This is a genomic window from Steroidobacter agaridevorans (assembly GCF_009932555.1).
Taxonomy (GTDB): domain Bacteria; phylum Pseudomonadota; class Gammaproteobacteria; order Steroidobacterales; family Steroidobacteraceae; genus Steroidobacter; species Steroidobacter agaridevorans.
In genome coordinates, this window is the sequence record NZ_BLJO01000001.1 from 809,122 (window position 1) to 830,527 (window position 21,406).

Below are 21,406 nucleotides of genomic sequence, written 5' to 3' on the forward strand. Positions count from 1 at the left end.
TTTGTAAAACTATTTGCATATATTGATTCGATGTGGTCTGCTTCGGCTGGGGGCGTCATTGCATTCAAAGACCGCGACCGACCGATGACGAAACTTAGCCGACGCACGGTGCTGCAAGCCGCAGCCGCGACCACGCTGTTGACCTCGGGTCTCGCCCGCTCCGCCAGCGGATCCACCTCGCCGCCGAAAATCGATAACCTGCTCTGGTACATCGGGACCGCGAAAGAGTGGGTCGAAGCGCTGCCCGTGGGCAATGGGCGCCTCGGCGCCATGGTATTCGGCGGCACGAGCCAAGAGCGTCTGCAGCTGAACGAAGACACGCTGTGGGGCGGCGGGCCTTACGACCCCGCGAACCCCGAAGCGCGCGAAGCATTGCCCGAAGTGCGCAAGCTGATCTTCGCCGGCGAGTACGAGAAGGCCACCGAGTTGGTGAACGCCAAAGTGATGGCGAAGCCATCGCGCCAGATGTCCTATCAGAGCATCGGCGATCTGCGGCTGGTTTTCCCAGGTATCGAGACGGCAACCGACTATCGCCGCGAGCTGGATCTCGATGGCGCGATCTCGACCACTCGATTCACGAGCAACGGCGTCACCCACACGCGAGAGCTGTTCGCGAGCGCACCGGACAACGTGTTGGTATTTCGGCTGAGCGCGAGCAAACCGGGCAGCGTCGATGTGGATGTGACTTTCCGTTGGCCACGGCCGTCGCGCCCCGCCGATCCGCCCGGCGACAAGCTGAAACAAGGCAGCTCACAGACTGCGGGGCCCGTCGAGTTCGACGACAGCGTGCCCGCCCCTGCCAATCTGGTGCTGCGCGCACTGCCCGATGGCGACCTGATCATGCAAGGTCGCAACTCCGCACAGTTAGGCGTCGCGGGCGCATTGACGTATGAAGCGCGTGCACGGTTGATTGTGACCGGCGGCAAGAAACAATCGAACGAGTCGAGCCTCGGCGTGCGCGGCGCCGACAGTGTGATCGTGCTGATCGCGATGGCCACGAGCTATCGCGATTATCAGCATGTCGACGGCGATCCAGCCGCACTCAACAAGGCAGCGCTGGATCGCGCCGCCGACCGATCCTTCGAGGAACTGCTCAGCCGGCATCAAACCGATCATCGCCGCTTGTTCCGTCGCGTGCAGATCGATCTGGGGCGAACGCCCGCCGCCAGTCGCCCCACCGACGAGCGCGTGCTTACGTCGATGACGAGCGACGATCCGGCGCTGGCCGCGCTCTACTATCAATACGGTCGTTACCTGTTGATCGCCAGCTCCCGCCCGGGCTCGCAACCCGCGAATCTGCAGGGCATCTGGAACGACATGTCGAACCCGCCCTGGGGCAGCAAGTACACCATCAACATCAACACCGAGATGAACTACTGGCCGGCCGAGCCCACCGATCTGGGCGAATGCGTCGAGCCGCTGGTCGCGATGCTGAAAGATCTGTCGGTCACCGGCGCGAAAATGGCGAAGACGATGTACGGCGCCCGCGGCTGGGTGACTCATCACAACACCGATCTGTGGCGCGCCACCGGCCCCATCGACGGCGCCAAGTACGGCATGTGGCCCATGGGCGGCGCGTGGCTGTGCCTGCATCTGTGGGATCGCTACGATTACAGCCGCGATGTTCGTTATCTGGAATCGGTGTATCCGATCCTGAAAGGCGCCAGCGAATTCTTCCTGGACACGCTGGTCGAGCATCCCAACGGCCGCTGGCTGGTGACCAATCCCTCCATGTCGCCGGAGAACAATCATCGGCCCGATGTTTCCATCGCCGCCGGCCCCGCGATGGACAACCAGATTCTTCGCGATCTGTTTGCAAACACGGCCAAAGCCGCAGGCATCCTGAACCGCGACAAAGAGTTCGTCGCATCTCTGGAAGCGACCCGCAAGCGTCTGCCGCCCGATCAGATCGGCGCGCAGGGTCAGCTGCAGGAATGGCTGGAAGACTGGGATGCGAAGGTGCCGGACATCCATCACCGTCACGTATCGCACCTGTACGGACTGCATCCATCCGGTCAGATCAGCGTCGACTACACACCGAAGCTGGCGCAAGCGGCGCGCAGGACGTTGGAGATTCGCGGCGACAACGCCACGGGCTGGGGCATCGGCTGGAGATTGAACCTGTGGGCACGTCTGCGTGACGGCGAACACGCGCACGGCGTGCTCAAATTGTTACTCGGGCCGGAGCGCACCTATCCCAATCTGTTCGATGCGCATCCGCCGTTTCAGATCGACGGCAATTTCGGCGGCGCCAGCGGCATGACCGAGATGTTGTTACAGAGTCTCAAGTCACCGCAGGGCGATGATGAAGTCTGGCTGTTGCCGGCGCTGCCTAAAGCGTGGCCCCAGGGTTCCGTCACTGGCCTGCGAGCGCGCGGCGGACTGCGAGTGGATTTGAACTGGCGCGGGGGATCGCTGCAAGAGTGTCACTTGACCGCGATCCGCGATGGCCAGTGGATACTTCGGAGCGGCAACTCGTCGTTGCCAGTATCGATGAAAGCCGGCCGCAGCCAGACACTCAAGCTGAGCAAAGGAACGCTCAGCGCGACTTAGTTGGCGCTGATCTTCCGGGAGATCTCGCCGGCCGCGTGACGAATCGCCGCAACGGTGTCTTTCACCGAAATCGCCATCGGCGTTTCGATGTATGGGCAGGTCAGCGCCGCGACGGCGCTACCGTCGGCCGCCATCACCGGCGCCGACAGATCGACGATGTGACGAGTCACATCGCTATCGGCCTTTACATACTTCTGAGTGCGGGCAAGCGCGGCCCGTTCCTCGAAGCTCTTCCAGGCCTTTTGTGACACGCTGGGCGCGAGCCGCGTGCGCCACTCCGTTCTGACCTCTTCCGGCTGAAACGCATACAACACCAGGCCGGACGTGGAATCGACCAACGGCCGGCGATAGCCAACCCGCACCGAGAAGCCCTGATTGCCCGGCGCCTCGATGCGAGCCACCACGACCATCTGCTCCTCGCTCACCACCGCCAGATGACAGGCCTGCCCGATGACGCCACTGAGCTTTCTCATCTCGGGCAGCGCATCTTCGAGCAGACTCTTGGTGGGTGCACGAGCCACGCCGAGCGCAAACAGCTTATTGGTCAGCTCGAAGCCCTCGCCGGACTCGGCCTGGGCGACGTAACCGCGATGAACCAGGGCATCCACCATCCGGAACAGCTCGCTCACCGAGCGGCCGAGCTCGGTCGCGATCTGTGACATGGTGAGCGGCGTACCGCGGGCAGCCAACAGCTCGAGCACGTCCAAGCCCTTTTCCAGAGCGGGCGCGCTGTACTTGCGTTCTTCGTCTTCGCGGGCAGCCATGGCTGGAGATTATAAACAGCCGCCCGCCAATCCGTCAGTGGGCCACTGCCGGCATCGGTTGTAATGCGGGTGCGGGAAGCCGCCCGGCCGACCAGGCGAACCAGCCGATGACCGCGAAACACACGGTGGGGACCAGGATCGCGTAGTTGATGGCGCTCGCATCGGACACCATGCCCATGATCGCGGTCAGCACCGCCCCGCCGATGATGGCCATGACCAGGAACGACGACGCCGCCTTGGTGAGCGGCCCGAGCTCGCGCAACGAATTCGCAAAAATGGTTGGAAACATGATCGACATGAACAGACTGGTGGCCACCAGGGCATACAGCCCCGGCGATCCGCCGGCGAACGCGGCGATCAATGTCAGACAAATGTTGATGGCGGCGAAGCTCGCCATCAGCCGCGTCGGACTGAACCGGCTCATCAGCGCCGTGCCGACGAAGCGTCCGATCATGAAGCACACCAACGAGGCGGTCAGATAACCCGCCGCGGTCTTCTCACCCATCCCCGGCACCTCGGCCTGGGCATAGCGAATCATGAAACTCCACACGCCGACCTGCGCGCCCACATAAAAGAACTGCGCCACGACACCGAATATGAAATGCCGCCGGGTCGCCAGCGCGGCGATGGATTGGCGCATCGACAGCTGATCGGGATCATCCGGCGCGGGCGCCTGCGCCTGTGGAGGAAACTTCGTGATCGCAACGAGCGCCGCCCACACCAGCACGACGGCAGCGACGATCAGATAAGGCGTCTGCACCGATTGCGCCTCGGCGGTCTGGAATGCCGTCAACTGCGCCTGACTCATCGCGGCGAGCTCGGCCTGTGTCGGCTCGACACCGGAGAGAATGAACTCGCGACCGACCAGAACGCCGGTGATCGCCCCGAGCGGATTGAACGCCTGCGCCAGATTCAAGCGCTGCTCGGCGCGCGACGGCTCGCCTAGCACCGTGATGAGCGGATTCGCCGATGTTTCCAGAAAGGCCAGCCCCGCCGCGATCACGAACAGCGCGGTCAGGAACCAGCCATACTGCAGCAGCTCGGCGGCCGGATAAAACATCAACGCGCCGATGCCGAAGGTCACCAGTCCCACCAGCACCGTGACCTTGTATCCATGACGCTGGATCACCCAGCCCGCCGGCAGCGCCAGAAAGAAATAGCCCAGGTAGAACGCCGACTGCACCAGGCTCGACTGGAAATCGCTCAGGAAGAACGCCTTGCGCAGATGAGGCATCAGCACATCGTTCAAATTGTTCGCCACGCCCCACAGAAAGAACAACGTCACGATCAGCACCAGCGGCGCCAGCGCGGTCCCTGACTTCTGATTCATCAACTCCCCCGAATCGATGCTGGATTTGTTGGTGGGGCGAAGGCCTCAGCCGTAAGCGATCACCTTCTGGCGCTGTTCGCCCAGCCCCTGGATGCCCAGGCGCATCTCATCGCCCACCTTCAGATACACCGGCGGCTTCTGTCCCAGGCCCACGCCCGGCGGCGTGCCGGTGGTAACGATGTCGCCCGGCTGCAGGCTCATGAACTGACTCAGATAGCTCACCAGGAACGCCGGCTTGAAAATCATGGTGCGCGTCGAGCCGTCCTGATAGCGGCGGCCGTTGACCTCCAGCCACATCCCCAGGTTGCTCACGTCGCCCACTTCATCCGCGGTGACCAGCCAGGGGCCGATCGGACCGAAGCTGTCGCAGCCTTTGCCTTTATCCCATTGCCCGCCGCGCTCCAGTTGAAACGCGCGCTCGGACACGTCGTTGCAGACAAAGTAGCCCGCGATCGCAGCCGCGCCGGCGGCTTCATCGACATAGCGACACTCGGTGCCGATGACGAACGCCAGCTCGACTTCCCAATCGAGCTTAGTCGAGCCGCGCGGCTGGATCACTGCGTCGTTCGGTCCCGACAGTGCGCTCGTCGCCTTCATGAAGATGATGGGCTCGCTCGGAATGGCAGCACCCGTCTCTGCCGCGTGATCGGCGTAGTTGAGCCCGATGCAAAGGAACTTGCCGGGCCGCGCGACGCACGGCCCCAGTCGAGGCGCACCTTGCACCAGCGGCAGTGTCTCGACCTTCAGCCCCTGCAACTCGCGCAGACGCTGCGGCGTCAGCGTCGAACCGTCGATGGCCCGGATCACTCCGCTGAGATCGCGGATCGCGCCATCGCGATCCAGAATGCCCGGACGCTCGGCTCCCGTCTGACCGTATCGAAGTAGTTTCATAGCTCGTGCTCAGTTGGTCCAGCCGCCGTCGATAATGTGACATTGGCCAGTCGTGAATGCCGCCTCGTCCGATGCCAGATACAGCGCCAGCGCCGCGACCTCGCTGGCCTCGCCCAGTCTGCCCATCGGTTGCCGCTGAATGAACGCCGCCCTGGCGGCGGCGTAATCGCCCGTCGCCCGCAACCGCGCTTCCAGCGATGGCGTTGCGACGGTGCCTGGACAGATGGCGTTACAACGAATCCCGCGCGCGATGAAATCAGCCGCGACCGATTTGGTCAATCCGATGATGGCGGCCTTGGTCGTGCCGTAGATGCAGCGGTTCGGCACGCCCTTGATGGAGCTGGCCACCGAAGAGATGTTGACGATGCTGCCGCCCCCGCGCTCCATCATGCCGGGCAGTGTGGCGCGGATCATCCGGTACATCGATGTTACGTTGATATCGAACGATGCCGCCCACTCGTCCTCGGTGCTCTCGAGGATGCTGCCGTTGGTCACGATGCCGGCACAATTGACCAGCACATCGACGGGGCCGACCTCTTTGCTGACCGCCGCGATGTCGACGGGGCTGCGCACATCCAGCAGCCGCGTGCGGACGCCGCTCAACTGCGCCAAAGCGGTTTCGTCGATGTCGGTGGCGACGACCGACGCGCCCTGCTTTGCAAACATCTCCGCGATGGCGCGCCCGATCCCCTGGCCGGCGGCGGTGATGAGAGCGGTCTTGCCCGCCAGTCGCTGTCCTGACATCGATCCCTCCGCGACTCAGGCGCTGCGTGGGAAGCAGCCCGGCCCGCTCGGCTCGAACGACTTGTACGTGAGAATGAACTCGCGATGGCCCATGTCCTCGGACTTGGTGAGCTGCCCGCCGGCGACGGCCGTCACCAGCGCGACGATCTCATCGGCGACTTCATCCAGATCACCCTCGCCTTCCAGAATGCGACCCGCATTCACATCCATGTCGTCGGTCATCCGACGATAGGTTTCGGGATTGCCAGTGACCTTGATGACCGGTGCAATCGCCGAGCCCACGACCGAGCCGCGCCCCGTCGTGAACAGTGTGAGATGCGCGCCGCACGCCATCAGCTCGACGATCTCCGCGTTGTCGGAGATGTTCGGGAAGCCAAACTTCGGCGGACCGTCGGGCACCACGTCGAGCAAATACAATCCTGGCGCTTCGGGCACCTCGGCCGGCTTGATCACCCCCACGATGGGCGACGAGCCCGACTTCACATACGCGCCGGCCGATTTCTCTTCCTGCGAGCTCAAGCCGCCCTCGGCATTGCCCGGCGCGAAGCTGCCGAAGCCCATCGCTCGATAGTAGGTTTCGGCTTTGCCGATCGAGGCGACGATGGCCTCGCCGACCGCAGGCGTGCTCGCACGCACCGCCATCGGTCCTTCGCAGCCGATCATCTCGCCCGTTTCCTCGAAGATGCAGGTGGCGCCGGCCGTGACCAAGCGATCGAACGCGCGCCCCACAGCGGGATTCGCAGTGATGCCGCTAGTTCCATCGGAGCCGCCGCAGATCGTGCCGACCACCAGCTCGCTCAGCGCCATCGGCACTCGAACGGCGGCGTCCGACGCCTGCTCTTTCATCGCTCTGACGGCCGCGACGCCGCGATCGATGGCGCTGCGCGTACCGCCCGCCTTCTGAATCACGATCGTTTCCACCGGACGTTCGCTGGCCGCCACATGCGCGGCCAGCGCCTCGCGATTGAACGACTCACACCCCAGCGACACCAGCAGCACAGCTCCGACGTTGGGATGTATGGTGAGCGCTTTCATCATCCGCAGCGCATATTCGTTGGGGTAGCAACCCGGGAAGCCGATCAGATGCACATCGGGGTCGTCGCAGCGATCCACGATGCGCCGGGCGACGTGGTGTGCACACTCGACGAGATAGGCCACCGCCACCACATTGCGAATGCCCTTTCTGCCGTCCTTGCGCAGGTAACCCTGAAAACTCATGTCGCATCCACCCGCGCAGCGCGCGTGTGCGCGCTGATGTAATCGCTCTTCATGTTGTGCAAATGAATCCATCCGCCCACCGGCACGGCAGCCTTCATCGAGCCGATCGGCGCACCGTATTTGAGGACCTTGTCGCCCTCCGACAGACCGCGCCGAGCCAGCTTGTGACCCAGGTCGGTGTCCTGCAGCACCTGGATTTCTTCGCTCTCGTTGATGCGGATGCGCTCGCCGGCGCGCACGGCGCGACAGCAGACGAGCACGTTGTCATCAGGGTGCAAGAGAATGGCGGCGGCGGCCAGAGTTGTCTTCATACGGTATATACGAACGGCATTGTCACCTGTCACAGCATTCCGATCCGCCTCGGACAGCGAGCTCAGCGCTCGTTGCGTCAGCGCGTACCACTGGTCGTAAGTCGAAGCCAACGTGAGCACCGGCCAGTCGCTGCCCCACAGAACCCGAGACGGCCCGAACAGTTGCAGGACCACGTCGGCACAATCGAGCGCTTTCGACGTCTCGACACCGGGCGCCAGCTCCGTCAACAGGCCGGACAGTTTGCAGACGACGTTGGGACAGGACGCCAGCGCACGTAGCGACTCACGCCACGACCGGCTCACCTCGCCGCCAATAGTTGGCTTCGCCGCGTGATCGATCACGATGGAAAGATTCGGATGGCGACGCGCGATCTGCTCGATGCGACTCATGTGAACGGGTTTGATCAGAGCATCGAACACCAGGCCGTGCGACGCGAGCGCGCTCAGCGCACGACCACGGCTTGGATGGAGAATCCAGTCGGCATCGTCGAGGTCCTGGAGCATCGGCCGCACGCCGACAAACTTCGCTTGCCGGGCGCGTTTAGCAATTCTTTGCTCGACATCGGGCGCATCGAAGTCGACCCAACCGACCACGCCACGCACCCACGGCGTCCGCTCGGCGATCGATAACAAATAATCCGATTCGGCTTCGGTCGGCGCGGCCTGGACCAGCACCGCGCCATTCACGCCAGCTCGCGTCAGTTGCTCATGCAGTTCCTGCTCATCGATCCGGCGGTACAACTTCGGCAATGCGGGCGTCAGCCAGCCGTAGTCGCCTCTCGCGGGATCCCACAAATGGACGTGGGCGTCGATGATCGAGCTCATGCTTCAGGTCTGCGCCGCGGGTAGCGGCGCGGCCTCGTGAATCAGGTTTTGCGAGCGCAGTTCCTGCCAGAACTCCGCCGGAATACGCGTCCGGTAATACGTCATGGTCTGTGCGACCTGCTCGGAACCGCCGAGCCCGGGGATGACGGAGGCGACCTGCGGATGCGCCAGAGGAAATTGCAGGGCGGCGGCAGGCAGCGGTACGTTGAATTCGCGACACACGCGCTCGAGGCGGCGCACGCGGAACACAATGTCCGTCGCTGCGACTTCATAGTTGAAGCGTGGCACGACATCGCTGCGTGTTCCCGTGGCGAGAATGCCCGAGTTGTAGGGTCCGCCTATGACAACAGAAGTTCCGCGCCGCGCACATTCGGGAAAGAGCACGTCGAGCGCTTTCTGCTCCAGCAATGTGTAACGGCCGGCGAGCAGGATGACGTCGAGGTCGGCCTCCTCCATCAACTCCAGGCACACCTGAACCTCATTGACACCGATGCCGACCGCATCGATCTGACCTTCGGCGCGAAGTTTGGCCAGCGCGCGCAGCCCGCCGCCATGAATCAGCTGCTGCAACCGTTCCGGATGACGATAGCCATGCGTCATCCGCCCGATGTCGTGCACATACAGCATGTCGATGCGAGCCACGCCGAGCCGTTGCAGGCTCGACTCCCATGACTTCATCACACCGTCATAGGAGTAATCGAACACCGGCGTGAACGGCAGAGCGGAACGGAAACCGAACCGTTCCGAGTCATCGACGACACCCGGCGCGGGCTCCAGCAGCCGACCGACTTTGGTCGACACCACGATGCCCTCGCGTCCTTTCAGGCCCTCGCCGACCCGCTGCTCGCACAGGCCAAACCCGTAGTAAGGCGCGCAATCGACGTAGCCGATGCCTTCGTTGAATGCCGCGTCCAATGTCTCGTGCGCTTCCGCATCGGACATCGGGCGGTACAGGTTGCCCAGGGACGCCGCACCCAGCCCCAGCTCGGACACCTGCAGCCGGGTACGCCCGACGGCGCGTCGCGGCAGGCAAGTCTGGATCACAGCGGGAAAGCCGAGCATGGCCGCATTCTCACATATGATTGTGCTTTTATCTATAGAACTTCACCCCGGCCCGAGTGTCAGAAATCGCCCGAACTCTCGCGCCGGCCCGCGCTTCTTGGAACAGGCACAGCCCTGCTTCGTTTTCTAACAGCGACTGCCGATCGGATGAGGAACTGCATGCCCAGAGCCCGAGCCAAGGCCCCCGCCAGCGACGCCGCCCCCTGGTGGTTGACGGACGGCGACGAAGAATGCCTCGGCTGCGGCCAGCTCTATATATATGAGATGGAGTTTCGCTGTCCCGAGTGTGAAATGACGACGTGTATTCATTGCCGGCGGCGGCGCCCCGATGGCCGCGTGGTGTGCGTTTCCTGCCTCGACGCTGGAGGACCGGGCGATGGCGGCTAGAGCAATCTGGAAAGGCGAGCTGCAGCTCGGCAAGCACAACGTCGGCGTGAAGTTCTACTCGGCGATCGAGGACCGCAGCATCCGCTTCCATCTGCTGCACGAGAAGGACAAGGCGCCGGTCGAGCAGCACATCGTCCGCAAGGACACCGGCAAGGATGTGCCGAAGGAAGAGATGCGCAAGGCGTTCGCGGTCGGCCCGAATACTGCCGTGATCTTGCAGCCCGAAGAGCTCGAGGAGCTGGTGCCGCCGGAGTCCCGCGAAATCGAGTTGCTGCGATTCGTGCCGGCCAGCGCGGTCGGCGATCAATGGTACGAGCGCCCCTACTATCTCGGCCCCGATGGTCACACCGACGATTACTTCGCATTCGGCGAGGCACTGTCCCGCAAGGAAGCGATCGGCATTGCGCGCTGGGTCATGCGCAAGAAGCGTTATCTCGGTGCAATCAGCGTCGTCGATGGCTATCTGATCATGACCACGCTGCGGCGGGCGGAACAGGTTGTGAGCTTCTCGGGCATCGAGCCCGCCAAGTCGGCCACACCGCAGGCGAACGAGCTGAAGCTGGCCGAGCAGCTGGTCAAGTCCATCGAGGCGGACTTCGATCCGGAGCAGTGGCAGAACGAATATCGGGTGCGCCTGTTGAAGCTCATCGAAGCCAAGGCCCGCGGCGAGAAGATCAAACCCGCGCCCGTCAAGAAGAAGCGCGCCGAAGGCAGCCTGGCGGACAGCCTGAAGGCCAGCCTCGCCGCCGCCAAGGAGAAGAAAGTTGCCTAGTCGCAAACGCAAACGCGCGCCGGAACCAGAGCCCGAAGAGGAAAGCTCGAGCGCCCGCGTGCGCTCGCTGTGGTCCGGGACGATCACTTTCGGTCTGGTCAGCATCCCGGTGGATCTGCTGACTGCCGTGCGTCCGCGCCAGACTGCGATGAAACTGGTCGATACCGACGGGCACGCGCTGGGCCGCCAGTATCACTGCTCCAAAGAAGGCAAGAAGCTCGATTACGACGATCTGGTGCGTGGCTACGAGACTGACGACGGCAAGATGGTCGTCATCACGGACAAAGAATTCGAATCCGTGGCGCCGGAGATGTCCGCCGACATCGAGCTGCGCAGCTTCGTGCCGCTCGAACAGGTCCCGGCGCTGTACTTTCAAAAGCCCTACTTCCTCGCGCCCGCCGGCAAGTCGGCGAAGGCATACGTGCTGCTTGCGGAGACCATGAAACGCACCGGTCGGGTCGCGATCGGCAGCTTCGTCATGCGCGGTCATGAATATCTGGTGGCGATCGTTCCGGACAACGGCGTGCTGCGTCTGGACACGCTGCGCTATGCCGACGAAATCCGCACGCCCGCAGCGATCGGCCTGCCGAAACACCCCAAAGTGGCGGCCGCCAAGGTCACGCAGTTCGCCAAGGAGATCGAAGCGCTGACTCACAAGGAGCTGAAGATCGCCGAGCTCGAGGATCAGGACGCGAAGAAGCTGCAGTCGCTGGTGGAAGCCAAGCAGAAAGAGCGCGACGACGTGATTCATCCCAAAGGCGCCGAAGCCGCCGAAGACACCGAAGGCGGCGAAAGCGCGAAGGTCATCGATCTCATGGAAGTGCTGCGCAAGAGCCTGTCCAAGAGCGCGGTCGTGCGAACCGCCGAGGCCAGCGAACCTATCAATCTGGCGGAACGACGCGCCCAGCGCGAAGCCCGCTCTGCCACCGCGAAGAAGAAGACCCCTGCCAAGGCAAAGCGCAAAGCCCCGCGCAAGCGCGCCCGCCGCAGCTAGCCGCAGTTTGTGTCGTAATGTATCTGCGGCGCCCGTATCGAACTGCGCTTACAAAACCGTGCTTGTGACGAAATGCTTCGGCCACAGCTTGGGAGAACACTGCAACCAGGTTCTTCCCAGTGAGGTCGATCATGTTGAAGCAAGTTGTCGCCTTGTCCATGTGCCTGCTCTCGGCCGCGTGCACCGCCGGTGACACGTCCGCCGAGCCCATTCCGCCGGCAAACCACGCAACGGCGCCGTTGGCTCCGGAGTTCAAAGGCATCAAGCAATGGATCAACAGTGAGCCGCTGACGTTATCGCAGCTGCGCGGCTCGGTGGTGCTCGTCGAGTTCTGGACGCGAGACTGCATCAACTGCATCCACGTCATGCCGCATATCAAAGAGTGGCACTCGCGTTATCGAGACCAGGGCTTGACCGTCGTAGGCGTGCACACGCCCGAATACGACCACGAGAAACTGCCCGCGAATGTGCAGCAGACCGTCAGGCGCTTCGGCCTCGAATATCCGATCGCGCTCGATAACGACTACCAGACCTGGGACGCCTACGGCAATCGCTTCTGGCCGGCGTTGTATCTGATCGATGCTGAAGGTCGCATCGTGTACCGCCACTACGGCGAGGGCAGCTATGCCGAAACGGAAGCTAAGATTCAGCAGTTGCTGGCGAAGCGCTGAGTTTGTCGCCGGCCATGAACAGGCGTCGCAGCGTGCACGCCGCCGGTGCGAACGGCCACGACCTTGAATATCATGCGACGTCGGCGCCTTCCGCCGGCGCCGCTGCGGCGCCCAACACGACGCCATCGCGACGAAACTGCTCGAGCATGCCCCGCCCTGGCTCCAGCAGCGCGCCTTCTGCAAGACCTGCCTCGGCAGCGAGCACAGCCAGATGTTTCCTTCCGGTCCACGGGTTCGATGACAACGACACGAGCAACCGATAAGTCACCGGCGAAAGCTGCATGAACCGAACGCGATGATCGGCCCCTCGATGCAACAGTAACAAGGTGGGCTGCTCCGGAGCCGCAGTCGGCACGGACTCGGGGCCGATGTGAGTCACTGCCCATCGGTACGCCAGCGGCATGGCAAGTGGAGATAGCACGGGAGTCTGTTCGATGAGATCGCCGTCGGAATCATGGCCCGGCGCAGGCGCATCGGAAAGATGCAGCTTGGTTTCCATCCATTCGTAATGCGCCAGCTCCGCCAGCCACGCCGGATCGTCACCGCGAGTCTGCAGATAACTGACGAACTCGCCAGCAATCTCGGTGAACAGCGGCGTCTGCGCTCGGTAGTCCGCGTAGAAGTCACGGACCAGTTTCAGCCAGACCTCTCGATCCAATGTCTGTCGAATGACTGGAAATCCGCTCGCCAGCTGCGACTGCAGTGAATTGAAGAACAGATCGCGATACACCTTCATCCGCCGGTCCTCGATCCCGGCCGGCTTGGGATGCTGGTCCGGATCGCGCAGATGACGCGCGAACGCAAACTGCTGCTCTCGAAGCGTGCTAGCCATCTTGCGTCACCGCCCGTTGCAGAGTCTTGATTCGTCCCATTTCCCGCAACAGCTCCGGCAGCGGTGGAAAATTGAAGTCGCGTTCGAGCAGCGTCGGGCGCACACCGAAGCGTTGGTACGCCATCGCCAGCAGCGACCACACCCCTTCTTTCACGGTCGCGCCATGCGTATCGACCTTGAGATCGGGCGCCTCGTCGTGATGGCCGGCAACATGGAACGAGACAATACGCCCGGCAGGCAACCGGCCGAGAAAGTCACGCGCGCTGTAGCCGTGATTGCAGGCATTGACGAACAGGTTGTTCACGTCGAGCAGCAGATCGCAATCCGCCTCTTCGAGGACAGCCGTCACGAACTCGATTTCGCTCAACGCCTGATACGGCGCGGCGTAGTAAGAGATGTTCTCCACAGCGATCCGCCGGCCCAACACGTCCTGCGCCTGACGAATGCGACCGGCGACATGCTTGATGGCCTCCTCCGTGAACGGCACTGGCATCAAGTCATACAGATGTCCGTCATCGGAGCAGTAACTGAGATGCTCGCTATAGAGCGTCACCTTGTGCCGGTCGAGAAATTCACGAGTGCGCGTCAACAGCTGCATGTCGAGCGGCTCGGGCCCCGCCAACGACAACGACAGCCCATGACAGCTCAAGGGAATCCGGCTCGACAGCTCATCGAGACACGCGCCGAAGTGGCCGCCGACACCGATCCAGTTATCCGGCGCGCACTCCAGAAAGTCCACGGCACCCTCCGGCATCTCCTGTAACTCAGGCAGCAGACTCCGGCGCAAGCCGAGACCGGCCGAAGTCGGAGCGATGTCTTTGCTCACAAACGATACTCCGCGAGAAGGCGCGCCTCGCTTTCACAAGGCGCACCTTCAGTGGCTACTCCTAGTTTGCCCAGCACGGCGGCATGCTGAGCTTGCCGCCGGCGCCCCGCCGTCGCGAGGCGCCGTACTGGTTGCGCTTACTTGCCCAGCACCGCGGCGATGCTGAACTTGTCGGCCGGCATCTGTTTGCCGTTCGCTTCATAGACCGAGCGCAGGAACTTGTAAGCTTCGGCCTGGCTGATGAAGCCGTTCTTGTCGGCATCGATCTCGTTGAAGCTCGCCTCACGCTGCGGCGCCACGGCCAGGAACTCGGCTTTCGACACCTTGCCGTCGTTATTGGCGTCGGTCTTCGCGAACGACTCATCGCCGCACTTGCCTTCGCCACACTTGCCTTCGCCGCATTTGCCTTCGGCAGTCTTGGCGGCAGCGGCCTTGGACCCGCCGCACTTGCCTTCACCGCACTTGCCTTCGGCAGACTTGGACGTGGGCGCCGCAGTCAGCAGATAGCCGTGGGCCATCGGCTGCGCCGCGAACGCCGAGCTGGCGAGCAGCATGCCGCCGGTGAGCGCGATGCCGACAGCGCCGAGGCCGGTCTTATGGAAGGAAGAATTCTTGGACATAGCTTTACTCCGGAAGTAGACGTGGCGTGCCACGCGGGTTGAGAGACCGCCCTGGGGCGGAGGATCGAAGGTGTCGCCAGAGGAGGTGATCCAGGCTCGCGCGCCCGGCGCCCTGCAGAATCAAGGGCAGCAACATCACCAGGTAGATGAGCGGCAGCTTGTAGTTGCCGAAGCCGTGATCGGTAATCGAGTAGCCTTGCCACAGCTCGGCCAGCGTCGACCATTCGGCCGGCCAGTGCACGGCTGCGATCGCCACGACCGTCAGCACCGACAGCGCCACGGCGAAGAAGCGCGTGCCGAGCCCGAAGAGCAGCGCGAGGCTGCCCAACAGCTCGAGCCAGGTCGCCAGCGCCCAATTCACATCCGGGCCGAGCAGCGAAAATGGCGGTGGAAACTTACCGGCGAGCTCGGCGAACCAGTTTTCGCCGTGTAGCTTCTCCAGCCCGGACTCGTAGAACTCCCACGCCAGCAGCACGCGCAAACCGAGCGGAGCGATCCACTCTCCCAGCCCGTTCAAGCGGTCCATCAGGGTGGACACAAACTTCAATGACATCGTCGCGGCCTCTGCTTCTGCGTTGGGCAGCGATTCAACGCGACGCATGTATCCGGATCGTTTCGGCGACGGTGCGCTTACCGGGCCCTGTGTATCGAAATGTATCCGGGCGAAAAATCCCCGGATTCGCTTACAAAAGCGGCGCGCCCGCCGGCGTGCGGTTGCCGTAAAATCCGTCTCGCCAGTTGCTCTGGCGCGAGGAAGACGAGTGGACCCTATCGATCATATTCTGGTCGTCGACGACGACCGCGAGATCCGGGAGATGGTGGCGAAGCACCTGGCCAAGAACGGGCTGCGCGCCTCGGTCGCCAACAACGGTCGCGAAATGAAGGCGATGCTGGAGACCAACAGCATCGATCTGATCGTGCTCGACGTGATGATGCCGGGCGACGACGGCCTGGTGTTGTGCCGGCAACTGCGCGAGAGCAAGCATCGTTCCATTCCGGTCGTGATGCTGACGGCGCGCGACGAAGAGACCGACCGGATCGTCGGCCTCGAAATGGGCGCCGACGACTACGTCACCAAGCCCTTCTCCGCTCGCGAGCTGTTGGCCCGGATCAAAGCCGTGCTCCGTCGCACGCGAATGCTGCCGCCGAACCTGCAGATCACCGAGGCGAGCCGACTGATCGCTTTCGGCAACTGGCGCCTGGACACCACGTCTCGACACTTGCTCGATAAGAACGACACCGTCGTCGCACTGAGCGGCGCCGAGTTTCGATTGCTACGGGTGTTCCTCGATCATCCACAGCGCGTGCTGAGCCGCGACCAGCTGTTGAATCTGACGCAAGGCCGTGACGCCGAGCACTTCGATCGCTCCATCGACTTGCTGGTGAGCCGTCTGCGTCAGCGGCTGGCGGACGATGCGCGCGAACAAAGTTACATCAAGACCGTGCGCAGCGAGGGCTATGTGTTCTGCATGCCCGTCACGCTGGTCGGCGGAGATTCGTGAAAGTGCGCCGGCCCGCTTGGATGTCACGTCTCGTGCCGCGAACCATGGCGGCCCGATTGTATTTGATCCTGTGTGCTGGCCTGCTGGTCGCGCACGCATTGTCCGCCAGCTTGATGCTGTACGAGCGCTATCTCTCCGCCCGCTCGATGCTGTGGAGCAACCTGGAGCACGATGTGAGCACGGCGGTCGCACTGCTCGATCGCCTGCCCGAAGAGCAACGCGCGGACTGGCTGCCTCGTCTGGAACGACGAACGTATCGATACATTCTGGGGGCTGGCGAAGTGAACGACCAGCCGCTCGACGAAGTCGGCCGCGGGATGACACAGATGATCGTCAGCTCGCTGGGCGATCGATACCCGGTGACAGCGAACAGCACCTCGCAGGATCCGTATCGCTTTCAGGCGCACACCCAGCTCAGCGACGGCTCGCCCCTGACCATCGAAGTCACTCCTTCGGTGATGCCGATCGCTAAATGGTTGCCGACGGTGCTGGGCGCACAAGTCGTGCTCTTGCTGGCGTGCGCCTGGATTGCAGTACGGCTCGTCACTCGCCCGCTCGCCGATCTGGCCCGCGCCGCCGAATCCATCAGCCCGAGCGGCGGCGGACAATATCTGAAAGAAGGCGGTCCGACCGAAGTGGCGCACGCAGCCGCCGCGTTCAACGCCATGCAGGATCGGATCGCCCGTTACCTGCGTGAGCGCATGCAGATCCTCGCGTCCATCTCTCACGATCTGCAAACGCCGATCACTCGAATGTCACTGCGGGCCGAAGCGTTGCAGGACTCGAATGAGCGCAGCAAGCTTTTGGAAGATCTGGGTGAGATGCAGCACCTGGTGCGCGAAGGCGTCGCCTACGCCCGCAGCTCGCATGGCGCGACGGAGCCCCCAGTCAACGTCGATCTGAATGCGTTCCTGGACAGCCTGGTCTACGACTACCAGGACATGGGCAAGCAGGTGACCTTGACCGGCAAGGTGGATGAGCCCGTCAACACGCGTCCGCATGCGCTACGTCGCGTGATCGGCAACCTGCTCGACAACGCCATCAAATATGCCGGCGCTGGCGAAATTGAAATCCGTCGCACCGAGGGCGGCATCGCCATCGGCGTGCTGGACCGTGGGCCGGGTATTCCGGAAGATCAACTCGAAGCCGCGCTTCAACCTTTCTATCGATTGGAGCGTTCGCGCAGTCGCGAAACCGGTGGCGCGGGTCTCGGTCTCGCCATCGCTCAGCAGCTCGCGATCGCGATCGGCGCAACGCTGGAACTGAGCAACCGCGTCGGCGGCGGACTGCAAGCCATGCTGCTGCTGCCCGCGAAATTGCCGGGGTTGTAGGCGCCAGCTTTCGACCCCATATGGGCTTCTCTTGGTAGGATGGCCGTTTCCCGGCGAGGCTCAGTCATGACCGCTCCCCTCAAAATCGACTTCGTTTCCGATGTGTCCTGTCCCTGGTGCGTGATCGGCTTGAAGTCGCTCGAGCGGGCGCTCGAGCAGCTCGGCCCCGAGGTCAGCGCCGACATCCACTTCCAGCCGTTCGAACTGAATCCGCAGATGGCGCCCGAGGGCGAGGACATCGCCGAGCACATCGCCAACAAATACGGCTCGACGCCGGAACAGATGCAGGCCAGTCGCGAAGGCATCCGTGCGCGCGGCGCGGAGCTTGGCTTTACGTTCAACATGGAAAAGCGCGGCCGCATCTACAACACGTTCGATGCGCACCGACTGCTGCATTGGGCAGAGCATGAAGGCCGGCAGCTCGAGCTGAAACGTGCGCTGTTCGAGGCGTACTTCACCGATGGCCGCAATCCCAGCGACCGCGAGGTGCTGATCGACGTCGCCTCGCGAGCCGGCCTGGATGCAGAACAGGCAAGAGAGATTCTGGCATCGGACCGTTATGCCGCCGACGTTCGCCAGCGCGAGCAGTTATTCGGTCAGCTCGGCATTCGCGCCGTGCCGTCGGTCATCGTCAACGACAAATATCTGATCCAGGGCGGCCAGCCGGTCGCGGTGTTCGAGCAGGCGCTGCGGAAGATCGCCGCCGAATAACCTTTCGACTCACGCCGCGAGCGCCACGCCTTCATCGGCGGCGAGCATGCCGTCGATGTCGAGCAACAGGATCATGCGCTCGCCGAGGGTGGCGAGTGCGGGCACGCTGTTTCGATCGCCGAGTGTGATGCCGGACGGCGTCGGTTGAACGTCGTTTTGATTCAGGTGACTGACATCGGACACCGCATCGACGACCAGGCCGAAGTCCCGGCGACCCTGCGAGCCGACGACCGTGAGCACGACGATAACGGTGGTCGCCGTACCGGCGACGGCTGGCAATCCGAGCCGGGTGCGCAGATCGATCACGGGTACGATCGCGCCACGCAGATTCAGCACGCCCAGCACGTGGGGCGGCGTTTCGGGCACGGGGGTCACTGGCGTCCAGCCACGGATCTCACGGACACGCAGAATATCCACGCCGAACAACTGCTGATCGAGGTGGAATGTGAGAATCTGGGCCGGCGCGGCGCTGACTGCCGAGCTCATGAGCAACTCCCCCGGTTATTTCCTGTCGTCTCCCCTATCGTCACGACCGGCGGGTACTTGAGCGGGGCCCTGCCGATTCAGGCCCCGCCTTAGTCAGGGAGCGGCCGCTCAGCGACGGGCCAGGTAGATGCGGGCGCCCAGCCAGCTGCTTGGCAATGTCACGGCGATGATGGCGAGCTGGTACCAGTGGGTCCAGGCTTGCCACGTGGCGATCGCTCCGAGCGTGCCGATGAGTACGCCGATGCCACCCAATGCAAGCGCATGCGCCATGGGCCGCGAGCCGGCCAGACGAGCTGTGACATAGCAGCCCAACACACCGAACCCAGTCCGATAGATCAAGGCCAGCAGTAGCAACGAGTCGCTATGGGCGGCGGGATTGCCAAAGTCACGCAGCGGCGGAAAGACGCCGAGCGCAACCAGCAACAGGTCGGTTCCGCTGGACAAGAATGCGTTGAGAAGCAGGCCGGCCAGCACGGCGCCGACGCTGCGGTACCAACGGGGGCGGATGACGGGCATGGCGTAAATCGAAGTGGCAGAGTTCATCGCGGGTCTCCTTCAGTTGCATGGCACGTCCCGATGGGGACGTTGTGCCAGTAAGTCGGAGCCGACCTCGCGTTCTCGACAGGGCCCAAGAAAGAATTTTTGAGTCAGTGACTGCGCGCCGCCACCGGCAGGGTCAGGCGGAAGATCGCGCCGCCGGCCGGGCTGCGCTCGGCCCATAACCGCCCGCCATGGGAGACCACGATCTTTTGCGATATCGACAGGCCCAGTCCCAGGCCCGAGGGTTTGGTGCTGACGAAGGAATCGAACACCCGCTCCAGCATCGACTCCTCGATGCCCGGCCCCGAGTCGCGCACCGACAGCTCCACTCCCAGCGTGGGATGCATCGACGTGCCGATCCACAGCCGGCGCTGACCCGGCGCGACACTTTCCATGGCGTCGCATGCGTTGACGATCAGGTTGAGGATCACCTGTTGAATCTGCACCCGATCGGCCGCGACCCTCGGCAGCTCGTTCCCCAGGCTCTGGATGGCGACGACCTGCCGCCGATGCAGATCGGCGCGCGATAGCGCCAACGTTTCCATCACCAGCTCATTCAACTGCTCCGGCCGGCGATCCGTCTGGCTGTAGCGAAGCATCGACTGCATGCGCTTGATGACCTGCGCGGCCCGGCGATTGTCCGCGATGATGTCCGCGACGATCGGCCGCACGTCCTCCACGTCCATCTCGCCGTTCGCAAGCAGCGCCGAAGCAGCCTCCGCATTGGCGAGCATCGAGGCCAGCGGCTGCCTGATCTCGTGAGCCACGGCTCCGGAAATCTCGCCCACCGTGGCTACGCGCGACAGATGCGCCAACTGCTGCTCTCGGCGCGCGGCTTCGGCAAACGCCGCCTTCCGCTCCTGTAGCACCGCCGCCAGCATCAGCAAAGGGATGCAGATCACATTTAGAAACAACACGGTCGTGAGCGCGTTGCGCACCGGCGAGTGCACCACGAACGGGCCCACCTCGTGCAACACGCCCCAGGTCGCGAAAGCCCCGAGCAGCAGCACCGAAGCGCACACGCCCGCGATCTCATAGCGGACGGTCGCCCAGATGAGCAACGGCAACGGTGCATACAGCAGGGCCGGCGCGCGCTCGTCATAAACGCCGGGCCAGACGAATACATAGACGCAAACGAGCGCGAGACAGGCGCCGATGAAACCCGCTTCGAGCAGCTTGCGCCGATTGGGAGCCGGCCAGCCCCGCTCCGAGCGCAGGGCCAAATGAATGATCAACGGCACCAGCGTGATGGTGGCAAAGGTATTGGTGCTGGTGCGGGCGACCACGGTCAACCAGAAGTCATCGGTCAGCCCGAGCGGCACGAAGGCCAGCGCCATGGCCACGCTGGTGATCAGGGGCGCAGCGATGCCGCCGATCAGCACCAGATTGGTCATCGCGCTCAACTGGCCGAGACGCCGCGGCTCCTGCTCGAATCGCACCAGGGCCGCGGCGCTGATCATGGCCTCGGCGCTGTTGACGATGTATTGGATGACGATCTGCGAGAACGGCGCGTCCGAGACCTGCGCCAGCACGTGCCCTGGCAGGATCGCTGCCAGATAGATCCACCACCGGTTCACCGGCGCCAGCAGCAGCGCCGCAAACAGAATGGCGTTCGGCGCCCATAGCGCCGAGACGGGCGCCGAAGGAAACGCCAGCGCCTCGCCCAGGAATGCAGAGAGCAGATAGGCGAGCGCGGTCGCCACGGGCCCGACGCCGAGCCGGGCCCAGCTCGCTTGATCGATCATCGGCGCAGGGCGCCGAACAGGCTCATCCGCCCGGTCATGCACGGCCGCGACCCTCGCTGCGACATTTCAGCAAAATGCGTGCACCCCGCCGAGTGGAAATATCGCGCATCCGATCGGCAATGAAGATATCTGATTCGCTGACCGAAGGTCGATTACAGCGTTGCCGGCTGATGCGCACAAGCTCGGCACAATTAGCCCTTGGGCCAAGATGCAGCCTGCAGGGGAAACGATTTAATCGACCTCCACCCATGCTGAGCCCTCGGGCTCGAGCAACTTCGCCTCTGGAGGTGC

The 21,406-nt window shown here is 63.4% G+C and carries 21 protein-coding genes; 7 read left to right on the top strand and 14 right to left on the bottom strand.

The genetic code is table 11. The features are described from left to right. Positions 1-84: 84 nt before the first annotated feature. Positions 85-2,553, top strand: a complete 2,469-nt coding sequence (locus tag GYH35_RS03495) for a glycoside hydrolase family 95 protein (protein WP_161814325.1) — start codon at positions 85-87, stop codon at positions 2,551-2,553. Here the strand turns inward: GYH35_RS03495 and GYH35_RS03500 are convergent. The 7 genes from GYH35_RS03500 to GYH35_RS03530 are packed head-to-tail and all read right to left on the bottom strand — an operon-like array spanning position 2,550 to position 9,698. After that, positions 2,550-3,317: an IclR family transcriptional regulator gene (locus tag GYH35_RS03500; RefSeq protein WP_161814326.1), complete on the bottom strand. Its 768-nt coding sequence runs from the start codon at positions 3,315-3,317 to the stop codon at positions 2,550-2,552. The two genes, GYH35_RS03495 and GYH35_RS03500, sit on opposite strands and share 4 nt — an antisense overlap. A gap of 34 nt (positions 3,318-3,351) precedes the next feature. Further along, the gene (gene fucP, locus GYH35_RS03505) at positions 3,352-4,647 is read right to left on the bottom strand and encodes an L-fucose:H+ symporter permease (RefSeq protein ID WP_161814327.1); all 1,296 of its coding nucleotides are present in this window, start codon (positions 4,645-4,647) and stop codon (positions 3,352-3,354) included. A 45-nt stretch (positions 4,648-4,692) separates the two neighbouring features. Then, a complete protein-coding gene (locus GYH35_RS03510) occupies positions 4,693-5,538 on the bottom strand; it encodes a fumarylacetoacetate hydrolase family protein (protein WP_161827658.1) in 846 nt (281 codons plus the stop codon). A gap of 9 nt (positions 5,539-5,547) precedes the next feature. Beyond that, positions 5,548-6,282 (bottom strand): SDR family oxidoreductase, encoded by a 735-nt coding sequence (locus tag GYH35_RS03515; protein WP_161814329.1) that lies wholly within the window; start codon positions 6,280-6,282, stop codon positions 5,548-5,550. Positions 6,283-6,297: 15 nt separating this feature from the next. Then, positions 6,298-7,500, bottom strand: coding sequence for a UxaA family hydrolase (locus tag GYH35_RS03520; RefSeq protein WP_161814330.1), 1,203 nt, complete (start codon positions 7,498-7,500; stop codon positions 6,298-6,300). Further along, positions 7,497-8,636, bottom strand: coding sequence for an amidohydrolase family protein (locus tag GYH35_RS03525; protein WP_161814331.1), 1,140 nt, complete (start codon positions 8,634-8,636; stop codon positions 7,497-7,499). The genes GYH35_RS03520 and GYH35_RS03525 overlap by 4 nt, the downstream gene beginning before the upstream one ends. A gap of 3 nt (positions 8,637-8,639) precedes the next feature. Next, positions 8,640-9,698: an aldo/keto reductase gene (locus tag GYH35_RS03530; RefSeq protein ID WP_161814332.1), complete on the bottom strand. Its 1,059-nt coding sequence runs from the start codon at positions 9,696-9,698 to the stop codon at positions 8,640-8,642. Between the two features lie 376 nt (positions 9,699-10,074). Between GYH35_RS03530 and ku (GYH35_RS03535) the strand changes: the two genes are divergently transcribed. From ku (GYH35_RS03535) to GYH35_RS03545, 3 genes are all read left to right on the top strand, one after another. Next, positions 10,075-10,857 (top strand): non-homologous end joining protein Ku, encoded by a 783-nt coding sequence (gene ku / locus GYH35_RS03535; protein ID WP_161827659.1) that lies wholly within the window; start codon positions 10,075-10,077, stop codon positions 10,855-10,857. Beyond that, a complete protein-coding gene (gene ku / locus GYH35_RS03540) occupies positions 10,850-11,851 on the top strand; it encodes a non-homologous end joining protein Ku (protein ID WP_161827660.1) in 1,002 nt (333 codons plus the stop codon). Before ku (GYH35_RS03535) ends, ku (GYH35_RS03540) begins: the two co-directional genes overlap by 8 nt. Before the next feature lie 131 nt (positions 11,852-11,982). Beyond that, positions 11,983-12,522 carry a thioredoxin family protein gene (locus GYH35_RS03545; RefSeq protein ID WP_202624055.1) on the top strand — a complete coding sequence of 180 codons (540 nt, stop codon included), beginning with the start codon at positions 11,983-11,985 and terminating at the stop codon, positions 12,520-12,522. Between the two features lie 70 nt (positions 12,523-12,592). Here GYH35_RS03545 and GYH35_RS03550 read toward each other — a convergent pair whose 3' ends face one another. From GYH35_RS03550 to GYH35_RS03565, 4 genes are all read right to left on the bottom strand, one after another. Further along, a complete protein-coding gene (locus GYH35_RS03550; protein WP_161814336.1) occupies positions 12,593-13,354 on the bottom strand; it encodes an HvfC family RiPP maturation protein in 762 nt (253 codons plus the stop codon). After that, a complete protein-coding gene (locus GYH35_RS03555; protein ID WP_235936688.1) occupies positions 13,347-14,180 on the bottom strand; it encodes an HvfB family MNIO-type RiPP peptide maturase in 834 nt (277 codons plus the stop codon). The genes GYH35_RS03550 and GYH35_RS03555 overlap by 8 nt, the downstream gene beginning before the upstream one ends. A gap of 137 nt (positions 14,181-14,317) precedes the next feature. Continuing rightward, complete coding sequence (locus GYH35_RS03560) at positions 14,318-14,800, bottom strand: HvfA family oxazolone/thioamide-modified RiPP metallophore (RefSeq protein ID WP_161814337.1); 483 nt, start codon at positions 14,798-14,800, stop codon at positions 14,318-14,320. Between the two features lie 4 nt (positions 14,801-14,804). Further along, the gene (locus tag GYH35_RS03565; protein ID WP_202624056.1) at positions 14,805-15,353 is read right to left on the bottom strand and encodes an HvfX family Cu-binding RiPP maturation protein; all 549 of its coding nucleotides are present in this window, start codon (positions 15,351-15,353) and stop codon (positions 14,805-14,807) included. 208 nt (positions 15,354-15,561) lie between these two features. Between GYH35_RS03565 and GYH35_RS03570 the strand changes: the two genes are divergently transcribed. The 3 genes from GYH35_RS03570 to GYH35_RS03580 all read left to right on the top strand — a co-directional run bounded on the left by GYH35_RS03570 (position 15,562) and on the right by GYH35_RS03580 (position 18,344). After that, positions 15,562-16,302, top strand: coding sequence for a response regulator (locus tag GYH35_RS03570; protein ID WP_161814338.1), 741 nt, complete (start codon positions 15,562-15,564; stop codon positions 16,300-16,302). A 44-nt stretch (positions 16,303-16,346) separates the two neighbouring features. Next, positions 16,347-17,633, top strand: coding sequence for a sensor histidine kinase (locus tag GYH35_RS03575; protein WP_202624057.1), 1,287 nt, complete (start codon positions 16,347-16,349; stop codon positions 17,631-17,633). A gap of 66 nt (positions 17,634-17,699) precedes the next feature. Then, a complete protein-coding gene (locus tag GYH35_RS03580) occupies positions 17,700-18,344 on the top strand; it encodes a DsbA family oxidoreductase (RefSeq protein ID WP_161814340.1) in 645 nt (214 codons plus the stop codon). 9 nt (positions 18,345-18,353) lie between these two features. Here the strand turns inward: GYH35_RS03580 and GYH35_RS03585 are convergent, their stop codons facing one another. The 3 genes from GYH35_RS03585 to GYH35_RS03595 form a co-directional block, all read right to left on the bottom strand. Next, the gene (locus GYH35_RS03585) at positions 18,354-18,830 is read right to left on the bottom strand and encodes a chemotaxis protein CheW (protein WP_161814341.1); all 477 of its coding nucleotides are present in this window, start codon (positions 18,828-18,830) and stop codon (positions 18,354-18,356) included. Positions 18,831-18,938: 108 nt separating this feature from the next. Next, entirely contained in the window at positions 18,939-19,373 is a 435-nt protein-coding gene (locus GYH35_RS03590; RefSeq protein WP_202624058.1) for a hypothetical protein, read from the bottom strand. Positions 19,374-19,477: 104 nt separating this feature from the next. Continuing rightward, the gene (locus tag GYH35_RS03595; RefSeq protein WP_161827661.1) at positions 19,478-21,115 is read right to left on the bottom strand and encodes a sensor histidine kinase; all 1,638 of its coding nucleotides are present in this window, start codon (positions 21,113-21,115) and stop codon (positions 19,478-19,480) included. Positions 21,116-21,406: the final 291 nt, after the last annotated feature.

Excerpts from the sequence above, each read along its gene's own strand:
- GYH35_RS03510 (WP_161827658.1), bottom strand. The coding sequence starts at position 5,538 with ATGAAACTACTTCGATACGGTCAGACGGGAGCCGAGCGTCCGGGCATT.
- GYH35_RS03495 (WP_161814325.1), top strand. The coding sequence starts at position 85 with ATGACGAAACTTAGCCGACGCACGGTGCTGCAAGCCGCAGCCGCGACC.
- GYH35_RS03575 (WP_202624057.1), top strand. The coding sequence starts at position 16,347 with ATGGCGGCCCGATTGTATTTGATCCTGTGTGCTGGCCTGCTGGTCGCG.
- GYH35_RS03550 (WP_161814336.1), bottom strand. The coding sequence starts at position 13,354 with ATGGCTAGCACGCTTCGAGAGCAGCAGTTTGCGTTCGCGCGTCATCTG.
- fucP (WP_161814327.1), bottom strand. The coding sequence starts at position 4,647 with ATGAATCAGAAGTCAGGGACCGCGCTGGCGCCGCTGGTGCTGATCGTG.
- GYH35_RS03595 (WP_161827661.1), bottom strand. The coding sequence starts at position 21,115 with ATGATCGATCAAGCGAGCTGGGCCCGGCTCGGCGTCGGGCCCGTGGCG.
- GYH35_RS03515 (WP_161814329.1), bottom strand. The coding sequence starts at position 6,282 with ATGTCAGGACAGCGACTGGCGGGCAAGACCGCTCTCATCACCGCCGCC.
- GYH35_RS03525 (WP_161814331.1), bottom strand. The coding sequence starts at position 8,636 with ATGAGCTCGATCATCGACGCCCACGTCCATTTGTGGGATCCCGCGAGA.
- GYH35_RS03580 (WP_161814340.1), top strand. The coding sequence starts at position 17,700 with ATGACCGCTCCCCTCAAAATCGACTTCGTTTCCGATGTGTCCTGTCCC.
- GYH35_RS03500 (WP_161814326.1), bottom strand. The coding sequence starts at position 3,317 with ATGGCTGCCCGCGAAGACGAAGAACGCAAGTACAGCGCGCCCGCTCTG.
- GYH35_RS03560 (WP_161814337.1), bottom strand. The coding sequence starts at position 14,800 with ATGTCCAAGAATTCTTCCTTCCATAAGACCGGCCTCGGCGCTGTCGGC.
- ku (WP_161827659.1), top strand. The coding sequence starts at position 10,075 with ATGGCGGCTAGAGCAATCTGGAAAGGCGAGCTGCAGCTCGGCAAGCAC.
- GYH35_RS03590 (WP_202624058.1), bottom strand. The coding sequence starts at position 19,373 with ATGAACTCTGCCACTTCGATTTACGCCATGCCCGTCATCCGCCCCCGT.
- GYH35_RS03585 (WP_161814341.1), bottom strand. The coding sequence starts at position 18,830 with ATGAGCTCGGCAGTCAGCGCCGCGCCGGCCCAGATTCTCACATTCCAC.
- GYH35_RS03565 (WP_202624056.1), bottom strand. The coding sequence starts at position 15,353 with ATGTCATTGAAGTTTGTGTCCACCCTGATGGACCGCTTGAACGGGCTG.
- GYH35_RS03530 (WP_161814332.1), bottom strand. The coding sequence starts at position 9,698 with ATGCTCGGCTTTCCCGCTGTGATCCAGACTTGCCTGCCGCGACGCGCC.
- GYH35_RS03545 (WP_202624055.1), top strand. The coding sequence starts at position 11,983 with ATGTTGAAGCAAGTTGTCGCCTTGTCCATGTGCCTGCTCTCGGCCGCG.
- GYH35_RS03520 (WP_161814330.1), bottom strand. The coding sequence starts at position 7,500 with ATGAGTTTTCAGGGTTACCTGCGCAAGGACGGCAGAAAGGGCATTCGC.